The 11,744-nt window shown below is 67.2% G+C and carries 10 protein-coding genes; 9 read left to right on the forward strand and 1 reads right to left on the reverse strand.

Annotation, left to right across the window (positions count from 1 at the left end; translation table 11 throughout):
- Window positions 1-87 precede the first annotated feature (87 nt).
- From argA to glrR, 9 genes are all read left to right on the forward strand, one after another.
- On the forward strand, window positions 88-1,401 hold the full coding sequence (gene argA / locus ACZIYR_RS02925) for an amino-acid N-acetyltransferase (protein WP_473032326.1): 1,314 nt from the start codon (window positions 88-90) through the stop codon (window positions 1,399-1,401).
- A gap of 211 nt (window positions 1,402-1,612) precedes the next feature.
- Entirely contained in the window at window positions 1,613-2,350 is a 738-nt protein-coding gene (gene glnH / locus ACZIYR_RS02930; protein WP_473032327.1) for a glutamine ABC transporter substrate-binding protein GlnH, read from the forward strand.
- Window positions 2,351-2,428: 78 nt separating this feature from the next.
- Window positions 2,429-3,085, forward strand: coding sequence for a glutamine ABC transporter permease GlnP (gene glnP, locus ACZIYR_RS02935; protein WP_473032328.1), 657 nt, complete (start codon window positions 2,429-2,431; stop codon window positions 3,083-3,085).
- The gene (gene glnQ, locus ACZIYR_RS02940; protein WP_483528146.1) at window positions 3,082-3,810 is read left to right on the forward strand and encodes a glutamine ABC transporter ATP-binding protein GlnQ; all 729 of its coding nucleotides are present in this window, start codon (window positions 3,082-3,084) and stop codon (window positions 3,808-3,810) included. Before glnP ends, glnQ begins: the two co-directional genes overlap by 4 nt.
- Window positions 3,803-4,849 carry a C45 family autoproteolytic acyltransferase/hydrolase gene (locus ACZIYR_RS02945; protein WP_483528147.1) on the forward strand — a complete coding sequence of 349 codons (1,047 nt, stop codon included), beginning with the start codon at window positions 3,803-3,805 and terminating at the stop codon, window positions 4,847-4,849. The genes glnQ and ACZIYR_RS02945 overlap by 8 nt, the downstream gene beginning before the upstream one ends.
- A complete protein-coding gene (locus tag ACZIYR_RS02950; RefSeq protein ID WP_483528148.1) occupies window positions 4,806-5,720 on the forward strand; it encodes a MurR/RpiR family transcriptional regulator in 915 nt (304 codons plus the stop codon). Before ACZIYR_RS02945 ends, ACZIYR_RS02950 begins: the two co-directional genes overlap by 44 nt.
- A gap of 1,063 nt (window positions 5,721-6,783) precedes the next feature.
- Window positions 6,784-8,277: a sensor histidine kinase gene (locus tag ACZIYR_RS02955; protein WP_483528149.1), complete on the forward strand. Its 1,494-nt coding sequence runs from the start codon at window positions 6,784-6,786 to the stop codon at window positions 8,275-8,277.
- 1 nt (window position 8,278) lies between these two features.
- Window positions 8,279-8,818 carry a hypothetical protein gene (locus tag ACZIYR_RS02960; RefSeq protein ID WP_473032333.1) on the forward strand — a complete coding sequence of 180 codons (540 nt, stop codon included), beginning with the start codon at window positions 8,279-8,281 and terminating at the stop codon, window positions 8,816-8,818.
- A 28-nt stretch (window positions 8,819-8,846) separates the two neighbouring features.
- A complete protein-coding gene (gene glrR / locus ACZIYR_RS02965; RefSeq protein WP_483528150.1) occupies window positions 8,847-10,280 on the forward strand; it encodes a two-component system response regulator GlrR in 1,434 nt (477 codons plus the stop codon).
- A gap of 15 nt (window positions 10,281-10,295) precedes the next feature.
- On the opposite strand, the gene xseA is transcribed toward glrR, so the two are convergent.
- The gene (xseA, locus tag ACZIYR_RS02970; protein ID WP_483528151.1) at window positions 10,296-11,639 is read right to left on the reverse strand and encodes an exodeoxyribonuclease VII large subunit; all 1,344 of its coding nucleotides are present in this window, start codon (window positions 11,637-11,639) and stop codon (window positions 10,296-10,298) included.
- Window positions 11,640-11,744 lie beyond the last annotated feature (105 nt).

Here is an 11,744-nt window from a genome sequence, read left to right on the forward strand (position 1 = left end):
ACCTGCTAGTGGTGCCGCCGTTTTGTCGGCTCTGATATAGTCAAGGACTCATACACCCTTCCGCTCATCTGCTGCCGGAGCGCGGCCTTGGATACTCGTTTCCCCTTCGTCGACTGGTTTCGCAACTCCTCGCCCTATATCAACGCCCACCGGGGCCGAACCTTCGTGATCCTCATCGAGGGCGAGGCCATGGCGCGCGGGCGCGGCGAGCAGCTGATCCAGGATCTGGCGCTGCTGCACACCCTGGGCGTGCGCCTGGTGGTGGTGTTCGGCATTCGCCCCCAGGTGCAGCAGGCGCTGGACGCCGCCGGTCTGGTGCCGAAGCGTCACGATGGGCGCTGGGTGGCCGACGAGGCGATCATGGGCTGCGTCGAGCGGGTGGCCGCCGAGCAGCGGCTGTGGCTCGAGGCGCGGCTCTCCCTGGGGCTGCCCAACACCCCGCTGCACGGCGTCGAGCTGACCGCGGTGTCCGGCAACCTGGTGATGGCCAAGCCGCTGGGGGTGCGCGAGGGGATCGACTTCGGCCACAGCGGCGAGGTGCGCCGGGTGCGCGCCGCGGCGGTCCAGGGGCTGCTCGACCGCGGCTCGCTGGTGCTGCTGCCGCCGCTGGGCTTCTCCAGCACCGGTGAGGTGTTCGACCTGGACGCCTCCGAGGTGGCCCAGCACGCGGCCATGGCGCTGGGGGCCGACAAGCTGATTCTGCTCGGCGAGGCCGACGGCCTGCACGACGACAGCGGCGCCCTGCAGCGCCAGCTGACCCCGGCCGACGCCGAGCCGCTGCTGGCCGGCGCCGCGGCGGGCAGCGAGCAGGCCCGCCACCTCACCGCCGCCTGCGCCGCCGCCCGCCACGGGGTGGCGCGGACCCACCTGCTGTCCTGGCATGACCATGACGCCCTGCTCGGCGAGCTGTTCACCCGCGACGGCGTGGGCACCATGATCACCCAGCACCGCTACGAGCAGCTGCGCGCCGCCGAGCTCGGCGATATCGGCGGCCTGCTGGAACTGCTCGAGCCGCTAGAGCGGCGCGGCATGCTGGTGCCGCGCTCCCGCGAGCGCCTGGAGTACGAGATCGACGACTACCTGGTGATCGAGCGCGACGGCATGGTGATCGCCTGCGCGGCGCTGCACTGCTTCGGCCAGGCCGACATGGGTGAGCTGGCCTGCGTGGCGGTGCATGTCGGCTATCGCGGCGGCGACCGGGGCGCCCTGCTGCTCAACGAGATCGAGCGACGCGCCCGGCGCCTGGGGCTTACGGCGCTGTTCGCGCTGACCACCCATACCAGCCACTGGTTCTTCGAGCACGGCTTCCGCCTGGCCGATATCGAGGCCTTGCCGCCGCTGCGCCGCGACACCTACAACCACGCCCGCCAGTCCAAGATCCTGATCAAGGCGCTGGCCTGATCATCGCCTTACTCTGAGGCACCGCCGGCGGCAGAAGGCTGCCGGCGGCAGACTGTCGCGCCTTCTAGATGCAAATATTTGCCCGATCTTTCGTTCTGTGCAAATATAATTGCAGGACTTGGCGCTGCCGAATCGCGACCACCCACAATGGCAGCAGTCAGGCTCCTCCTCCGTTGCCCAAACAACATCAATAGTGATGAGGAACGCTTCCATGGAAAAGTTGACGATCTGGACGGCTACCGCCGCACTCTCCCTAGCCGCTGTTGCCGCTCAGGCCGACCGTCTGGTGGTGGCCACCGATACGGCTTTCGTCCCTTTCGAATTTATGCAGGATGGTGAATATGTCGGCTTCGATATCGACATGTGGCAGATCATCTCCGATGAGCTGGACCTCGAGTACGAGCTGCGGCCGATGGACTTCAACGGCATCATTCCCGGCCTGCAGACTGGCCAGATCGATGTCGCGCTCGCCGGCATCACGATCCGACCCGATCGTGCCGAGGTCATCGATTTTTCGGACGGCTACTATGAGAGCGGTTTCCGCATCATGGTGCCGACGGATAGCGACATTACCGGCGCCGAAGATCTAGCCGGCAAGACCCTCGCCGTGCGTACCGGTACCTCTGCGGCAGATTACGCTCGAGAGAATTTCACCGACACCGAGCTGCGCCAGTTTCCCAACATCGATAACGCCTATCTCGAGCTGCGGACCGGGCGAGTCGATGCGGCCATGCATGATACGCCCAATGTGCTCTATTACATCGCGACGGCAGGCGATGGCCAGGTGAAGGCCGTCGGTGAGCAGATGATGGCGCACGAGTACGGTATCGCCTTCCCCAAGGGCAGTGAGCTGGTCGAGCCGGTCAATGGCGTGCTGGCCTCCATGCGCGAAGATGGCCGTTACGACGAGATCTACGCCAAGTGGTTCGGCGAAGATGGCGCTCAGTAACCCTCCCTTCATCGGCTAGAAAGCACCGAGCGGGTGGGGTGTCCCGCCCGCTCGAAATGGAAACTCGGGGGTTCGAGCATGAATGTCGATTGGTCCATTATTTCCGGATTCCTGCCCCAGTTGATGGACGGGGCCAGGGTCACGCTCTATATCACCGTAATGGGACTGGCAGGCGGCATGCTGATCGGTGCCATCGTCGGTCTGATGCGCGCCTACGGTGGGCATGTCATCAATGGCCTCGCCTTCGTTTATGTCGAGGTGATCCGCGGCACGCCTATCGTTGTTCAGGTGATGTTTCTTTATTTTGCGCTTCCCGTGCTGGCCAGTATCCGTATCGATCCGATGACGACGGCGATTCTGGCGATCATGATCAATGCGGGCGCCTATATTGCCGAGATCGTCCGCGGGGCGGTGCTGTCGATTTCCAAGGGGCTGACCGAGGCAGGCCTTTCGATCGGATTGCCGCGCTGGAAAGTCATCGTCTACATCGTGGGGCCGCTGGCCTTTCGCCGACTGATTCCGCCCCTGGGCAACCAGTGTATCGTCAGCCTCAAGGATACGTCGCTGTTCATTGTGATTGGGGTAAGCGAACTGACACGCACCGGTCAAGAGATCATGGCAGCCAACTTTCGTGCCGTGGAAATCTGGACGGCAGTGGCGGTTTTCTACCTGATCATGACCGGCACCCTGACGATGATCCTGCGGATGATCGAGAAGCGGATGAGAATTCTATGAGCGCCATTATTCAATTTCACAATGTTTCCAAACACTTCGGCTCACTGAAAGTGATCGATGAGGTGGATCTGGAGGTACACCGTGGCGAGGTAGTGGTGCTGGTGGGCCCTTCTGGCTCCGGAAAGTCGACCCTGCTGCGCTGTATCAATGGCCTCGAGATGATCAGCGGCGGCGACCTGATTGTCGATCAGTTAAGCGTGAAGGGGGGCAACAAGGTACTGCGCGAGATCCGCCAGGAGGCGGGCATGGTGTTTCAGCAGTTCAATCTCTTTCCGCAGATGACGGCCCTGGAAAATATCGCCTTTGGGCAGCGGCAGGTACGCCATGTGGGGCGCCAGGAGGCTAAGCGTCATGCACGCGAGCTGCTGGATAAGGTGGGGTTGGCCGACAAGGAGGCGCATTACCCCCATGAGCTCTCCGGCGGTCAACAGCAGCGGGTAGCGATTGCCCGCTCACTGGCGATCAAACCCAAGGTGATGCTGTTCGATGAGCCCACTTCGGCGCTGGATCCCGAGCTCAAGCAAGAGGTGCTCAACGTCATGCGGACGCTGGCCGACGAGCACATGACCATGGTGGTAGTCACTCATGAAATGTCCTTTGCCAAGCAGGTGGGCACGCGGCTCATCTTCATGGAGCACGGCAAGATTGCCGTGGATGGCAAGCCGGCCGAGGTGATCGATAGCCCACCTAATGACAGGATGAGGGACTTTCTGCGCCATGTCTGACCACACTCCTCTGATCGGCTGGCAGCGGGCCAGCGGCGACCCCCGGACCCTGGGGCTGGCGCTGGGACGGGCGGGTCGCCGCGCGGTCCACGAGCGGCTGCTGCCGACCCCGCTCTGGAAACGCCTGAACGACCCGGTGCATCGGCCGGCCGTGGCGCGCATGGCCGCGAGCACTCAGCGTCACTTCCCCAGGGTATGGGCCGAGATCGAGGGTCTCGCCGAGGGCCTGGAGCTGCCCGTCGAGCCGGTATTTGCCTGGAACTGCCGCGGCGACCTGCTGGCCAGCGTGCCCGACGGCTGCACCACCCTGGTGGTGCCGGGAACCCGCCCTGTGATCGCCCACAATGAGGATGGCCTGCCGCAGCTTGCCGGCCACTGCTTCATGTTCGAGGGCGAGCCGGATCAGGGGCCGGGGTTCACCGCCTTCTGCTATCCGGGTTCCCTGCCGGGACACACCCTGGCGTTCAACAATGCCGGCCTGGTGCAGGCGGTCAATAACCTGCGGCTGACCGGGCTGGCGCCGGAGGTTCCGCGGATGGTGCTGGGCCGCGCGGTGCTCGATCTGGTCGACGTCGGGGCGGCGCTGTCGCTGCTGCGCCGTCACCCCGGCAGTGGCGGCTTTCACTTCACCCTGGCAGAGGTCGCCGGCGGTCCGATCATCAGCGTCGAGTTCGGCGGGGGCGAGGTGTCGGCGCAGGAGATCGTCACGCCATGGGTTCACGCCAATCATGCCTTGCACCATCCCCGCGGTCTGGCCTACCAGATCGTTACCGACTCCTCCCGGGATCGCCAGCTCCGTGGCGATGCGCTGGTCGCGGAGGGGGCTCGCGATCCGCTGACGGTGCTGCACGACCGGCAGGGGAGCGGGCTGCCTATCCTGCGCCTGGACCCGGACGATCCCGACCAGGAGAACACCCTGGCCACGGCAGTAATGCAACCGGGCCCGGATGGGGTAGCATGGCAGGTTTATGATCGACCAGGAGCCGCGCCCCTCTATGCCGGACACCACCCGAGCCGCTCATCCTCCCGAGACGGTTGACGCCCTACGTGAACTCTCCCTGCGCATCTCGCGGGGGGAGTCCGACCTGCGCCTTGGGCCCAAGGCGCAGGAGGTGCTGGCAAGGCTGATCGAACTCAACGGCGATCAGGCCCTGCTGTCTATCTCCACGGCTGCTCGCCATCTGGGGGTCAATCCCTCCACCATCTCACGGCTGGCGCGCTCTTTGGGCTACGAGCGCTTCAGCGACCTGCAGAGTGTGCTGCTGAGTAGCACGCTGTCCCACTCCGCATCCTTCTACCGGGATCACGCCAGCGCGGCGCTGCAGGCCGACCGGCAGTGCCTCAAGGCCCAGGCCGTCAGGCTCTGCACGGAGAACCAGCAGAACATCGAGCGCTTCGGGCAGGGACTCTCGCAGGTGGATCTCGAGGCCTTCGCCCAGGCGGTGATGTCAGCGGATCGGGTTCGGCTTTATGGGGTGCGCCAGTTCCATGCCCTGTGTAGTTTCATCGCCTATGGCCTGGGCATGATTCGTGCCGATGTCGGACTGCTCAACGACTACAGTAACGGCATCGCCGAAGGCCTCGCGGCGATGTCGCCCGGCGACGTGTTGGTTGCCGCTAGCTGCAAGCCCTACACGCGTCAGGTAGTCGATGTCTGTCGCCTCGCCCATGAACACGGCGTGAAGACGTTGATCATTACCGACTATGCGAGCTCTCCGCTGGTACGACACTCTGGTGTCTCGATTCTGGTGCCCCATGAGACCAGCTTCATTTCCAATAGCATGGTCGCCTTCTTCGCCGCGGCCGAGTGCCTGATCAATGCTTGCGCCACGGTAGCCGGAGATGATGCCGCCATGGCGATCACTCGACGGGACCACTTCATCGATGAGCTGGGCATCGAGATGCCTTGAGGGCGTGTCGTCGAGCTCTCGATAGGATGTAGCCGGCCGCTTGAGGGCTGCCCTGTCGCCTCAAGGCGTCAGGGTAGTGGTGGGTGTCGGCATTTGGCAACATCCTATTCATTTGATTTTATTCAGCTTTCCCTCTCTGTCCCGATAGGCGTCGCCAAATGGCAACAAAATGCCTGCCCGAGACCGACGAAAATGCGCGATTGACGCGGCTCAACCTCGATTCCTGCTGGAGTGGCGTTTTTAACCTGTTGAATTACTGGGTTTTTGGTTATTATTGGCACGCAACTGGCAATAGGTTGGGTGAGCAACGGAAGCGGTTCAAACGGCTCGAACCGCTTTGGATCACCGGCAAGCTCGGGTACCACCCCCATGCCCTGTGCACTCGGGCCCAACGGTGATCAGTGTCTGCTCCGCGATGTGTAACCTAAGGTTGCGATGAGACGGGTACCGCCAGCTTGGCAAGGAAGGGTACCAGCAGGGCACGGAAGCCCTGGCACGGATGCCTCATCCCCTGCGGGGGATCGAATCTCGCGACAGCGCCGCCGGCTCCGGCCGAGGCGATGTCGCAGCAAGAACGAAGCCGGGCGGTTCGCCGCCCGCCTGCGCAGGCCCGCTCCTGGTGGCTAACCGGCCGGCGCAGCGCTTCGGGGCCCTCGGGCCCATCGAAAGTGTGGGACATGGCTCGACCAGGCGAACGATGCCCATGCTTTCGAACCCTTCAGTTCCCTGCGTACTTGGGCCGGCCATGCCGGCCCTTTTTTTTGGGTTCATCGCACTTGAGCGTGAACATGTTTGGCAGGCTTTCTGGTGGGAGGCCGGCTCTGCCGGGCGAAGGCGCCGCAGGCGCCCCATGGGTAGCGCTGCGCGCTACTTCGCGAGCTGAAGTCGAGGCGTCGAACCGTCCCTCCCACAGGGCCCAGTTCACGCCAGTCTGCGAAGAGCCTTTTTTGCCGTTTCGGCGGCGCAGGCGGTTGGCATAACGCCGAGTGTGGCGTTGAACTCTGGTATCCTGCAGGCATGCACCATGGCGGTCCCTTATCGACTCCTGAATAGTACGCTGGTCATGACCTCACGGGTTTCGCGTCGCTGGCGCCCACGCTCCCTGCTGCAGCTGGTGCTGCTGGCCTTTCTGGTGGTGATGCTGCCGCTCGGCGTCCTGATGTTCCAGGCCGGGCAGGCACTCACCGAGCTGTCGCGGCTGGCCGATGTCAGCGCGCGCCAGGCGGTGGAGGAGACCCGCCGGGCGCGCACCCTCAGCGCCCTGGCGCTGGAAATGGAGCGCAGCGCTCGCCAGTATGCGGTGGTCGAGCAGGAGAGCCTGCTCGACATCTACGCCGAGCGCCACGCCGAATTCACCGCCCTGCTGGCCGAGCATCGCCGGCTGCTGCCCAACGACCCCGATGTCCTGGCGCTGAGCGAGCAGCTGGTGCTGCTGGGCCGACTCGGTGAGCTGGAGGATGAGGCGCTGGGCGTGTGGCTCTCGCTGTTCGGCCCCTTCGCCCAGCACACCGAGGCCATGCGCCAGGCCACCAACCGCCAGATCGATGCCCGCATCGAGACGATCCGCGCGCGCGCCGAGGCGGTGCAGACGCGGCTGTGGTGGCAGACCGGCGCGCTGGTCTCGGCGAGTCTTGCGCTGATGCTGCTGTTCAGCTGGCTGATCATCCGCCCGGTACGCCAGCTGGAGCGCCGTATCCTTGGCATCGGCAGTGGCGTGGAGGGGCCCGAAACCCAGGCCATCCAGGGGCCGGCGGAGCTGGTCCGGCTCAGTGAGCGGCTCGACTGGCTGTCGTCGCGGCTCGGCGAGCTGGAAGCCCAGAAGCAGCAGTTCCTGCGCCATATGTCCCACGAGCTCAAGACGCCCCTGGCCAGCGTGCGGGAGGGCTCGGCGCTGCTTGCCGACGGCGTGGCCGGCGAGATGACCCCGCGTCAGCGCGAGATTCTCACGCTGATCGACGTCAGCGGCGGCGAGCTGCAGCGGCTCATCGAACAGCTGCTCGACTATAATCTCCTTCAGCACAGCCGCCGCGTGAGCCTGGAGCGGCTGGACCTGGCAACCCTGGTCAAGAGCACCCTGGCCAAGCACCGCCTGGCGCTGGAGCACAAGGGCATGCGGGTCACCGCCTTCGACGGGCCGCTGGAGTGGGTCGCCGATCGGACCGCTATGGGGCGCATTCTCGACAACCTGGTGTCCAACGCCATCGCCTACGGCGAGGACGGCGGCGAGCTGGTGATCCGGGCCCAGCCCGGCCGCGAGTGGCTGTGGCTGGAGGTGGCCAACAGCGGCGAGTCGATCGCCGAAGCGGACCGCCATCGCCTCTTCGAGCCCTTCTATCAGGGGAGAACCCGGCGCAAGGGGCCGCTCAAGGGCTCCGGCATCGGCCTTTCGGTGGCCGCCGACTGCGCCCGCCTGCAGCAGGGTGAGCTGACGCTGGTGGACGATCCGACGCTGGCGGTGTGTTTTCGACTCGCCCTGCCGCATCGGCCGGTGACGCTTGGCACAATCCCCGACAACGCGGTGCCCGCCCGGACGAGAATCGACGCGAGGAATGAATGATATGAGGTTTCGCCCTCTCGGCGCCTGTCTAATGGCGCTATGGCTGGCGGGCTGTCAGTGGCTCCCCGAGCAGCCGTTTTCGCAGGCCGAGGCGCCCGCGATGGAGGTATCCCCGGTCTGCGAGGCCGAGGTGCCCGCCTTCACCGACGATGCCTGCCTGCTGCCCGACTGGGTGGCCTTCGGCCTGGCCTCCCAGCGCGGCGACCGCGACTGGCGCAGCGATATGCTGCAGCGCCTGGAAGGCAGCCAGGCCGAGCGCCGCCTGGCCCGCGCGGTGGTGCTTGCCTGGGGCAGCGAGCGCCAGTGGGATCAGGCCTCGGAGCTGTACAAGGCCGACCTGAGCGAAGCGCCGACCGAGCTGCAGCCGCTGCTGCGCTACTGGCTCAACGAGCTGGAAGGACGGCGCGCCATGGCCGGGCGGCTAGCGCGCTCGGCCAGCGAGCTGGCCGAGCTCGAGGCCGAGAATGCCGAGCTGGCCGAGAAGCTCGAGGCGCTGACCGCCATCGAGCGCAGCATCAACCTGAGACAGCAGTCGCCCTGAAGGGGGCTGGCAACTGGGAGATAACGTGATGGATGCGGCACGACTGCACGCTATGCCACGGCCCGTGGCCCCCGGCACCCGCCGTGCCGGCAACGAAGTGCGCGCCGAAGCCCAGACAGGGGCGCACATCCTGCTGGTGGACGACGACGTCAGCCTGCTCCGCCTGCTGGGCATGCGCCTGGAGAGTCGCGGTTTTCGGGTCACCACCGCCGAGAGCGGCGCGGAGGCGCTGCGCTGCCTGAGCGCCCAGCGCCCCGACCTGGTGCTATCGGACCTGCGCATGGACGAGATGGACGGCATGGCGCTGTTCCAAGCCATCCAGCGTCAGCTGCCGGGGCTGCCGGTGATCATCCTCACCGCCCACGGCTCGATTCCCGACGCGGTCAGCGCCACCCAGCAGGGGGTGTTCGGCTTTCTCACCAAGCCGGTGGACCGCGACGAGCTGTTCGCCGCCATCGACGAGGCCCTGGCCCAGGCGCCGGCCGGCGGCGAGGGCGACGAGGCCTGGCGTGCCGAGATCATCACCCGCAGCCCGGAGATGGAGCGGGTGCTGGAGCAGGCGCGCATGGTGGCGGCCTCCGACGTCAGTGTGCTGGTCACCGGGGCCTCCGGCTCCGGCAAGGAGCTGCTGGCCCGGGCCATTCATCAGGCGAGCCCGCGCGCCGACAAGCCCTTCGTGGCGATCAACTGCGGGGCGCTGCCCGAACAGCTGCTGGAGAGCGAGCTGTTCGGCCACGCCAAGGGCGCCTTCACCGGCGCGGTGAGCGAGCACCACGGCCTGTTCCGGGCCGCCGAGGGTGGCACCCTGTTTCTCGACGAGATCGGCGACATGCCGCTGCCGCTGCAGGTCAAGCTGCTGCGCGCCCTGCAGGAGCGCCAGATCCGCCCCCTGGGCTCCACGGCCTCGGTCCCGGTCAACGTGCGCATCCTCTCGGCCACCCATCGCGACCTGAGCCAGGCCATGCACCAGGGTGAGTTCCGCGAGGACCTCTACTACCGCCTCAACGTGGTCAACCTTCGGCTGCCGCCGCTCAAGGAGCGCGCCGAGGACGTGCCGCTGCTGGCCCGCCACCTGGTGGCCCAGGCCGCGGCGCGCCACAAGCCCTTCGTCAAGGGATTCTCGCCGGAGGCGCTCAACCTGCTGGCCACCAGCGCCTGGCCCGGCAACGTGCGCCAGCTGGTCAACGTGGTGGAGCAGTGCGTGGCGCTGACCAGCTCGCCGATGATCCCCGAGGCGCTGGTGGCCCAGGCCCTGGCCGCCGAGGAGAGCGCCCTGCCCACCTTCAGCGACGCCCGCGCCGGCTTCGAGCGCAGCTACCTGATCAAGGTGCTCAAGATCACCGAGGGCAACGTGACCCAGGCGGCGCGGATCGCCGGGCGTAACCGCACCGACTTCTACAAGCTGCTCAACCGCCACGAGATCGAGCCCGGCGCCTTCAAGCCCGGCGGCGGTCAGTCCTGAATGCGCTAGGAGCCCCTATTTCTTGAGGCGCCGCTTCACCTCGACTTTTAGACGCCCCTCGCCGAGCCGGGCGGTCAGCGCCTGGCCGGGGCGGGTATCGGCGGCGCGGTGGACCACCTGGCCCCGGTCGTCCTGCAGGATGGCATAGCCGCGCCCGAGCACCGCCAGCGGGCTCACCGCCTGCAGCTCCCGGGCAAGGCCCGCCAGGCGCTCGCGCTGCCGGGTCAGGGCGTGCTGCATGGCCTGGTCGAGCCGCGCCCGGGCCGCGTCCAGTCGAGCGCCGGCCTGCTCTACCTCGCGGCGGGGCGGGCGCGCCGCCAGCCGCCGCTGCAGCTGCGCCAGGCGCTGCCGTTCGGCGGCCAGCCGCTGGCGCAGGGCGCGCTCCAGCCGGGCGTCGAGCTCCGCCAGGGTGCGGCGCTGGCGGCTGAGCACCTCGCCGGGGTGGCGCAGCCGGGCGCGCAGGTGATCCAGGCGCTGGGCCTCGCCGTCGAGTCGCCCCTGGGTGGTGCGCAGCAGGCGCCCCTCCAGGGCCGTCAGGCGCTGGGTCAGGTCGCGCCGGTCCGGCACCAGCTGCTCCGCTGCGGCCGAGGGCGTGGGCGCGCGCGCATCGGCGGCCAGGTCCGACAGGGTGGTGTCGACCTCGTGGCCCACCGCCGACATCACCGGCAGCCGGGAATGGAAGATCGCCCGGGCCAGGTGCTCGTCGTTGAAGGCCCAGAGATCCTCCAGGCTGCCGCCGCCGCGGGTGATCAGCACCGCGTCGCGGCGCGGGTCCAGCGCCGACTGGCGATTGAGCAGGCCCAGCGCCGCGATCAGGCCCGGCGCCGCCTCGCGACCCTGCACCGGCACCGGGATCAGGGTGACGTCGGCCAGCGGCCAGCGCGCCGCCAGCACCGCCAGCACGTCGCGAATCGCCGCGCCGCTGGGTGAGGTGAGCACCAGCAGGTGGCGCGGCGGGTAGGGGAGGGGGCGGGCGTTGGCGAACACTCCCTCACCGGCCAGCCGCCGCTTGAGCCGCTCCAGGGCGGCCAGCAGGTCGCCTTCGCCCGCCGCCTGCACTGCCTCGATGATCAGCTGGTAGTCGCCGCGGGGCTCGAACAGCGACACTCGCCCGCGCACCTTGACCCGGTCGCCGTCGCGCATCGGCGCGGCCACGAAGCGCGCCCGGGTGCGAAACAGCGCGCAGCGCAGCTGGGCCGAGGCGTCCTTGAGGGTAAAGTAGACATGCCCCGAGGCCGGGCGGGAGACGCCGGAGAGCTCGCCCTCCACCCACACCTCGCCGATATCGCGCTCCAGCGCCTGGCGGGCCAGGCGATTGAGGTCGCTGACGGAGAGGGTGGGGTCGGTCGTGGGGGGCATGGCTGGGCTTCCGGGGCTGGGCGAGACCGACAGGCTACCATGTCGGCGAGGCCTGCCCACCCCGTGACGCCACCCGCCCTTGGCCGCTATAATGGTGGATTAACT

The organism is Billgrantia sp. NRB1, assembly GCF_056921725.1.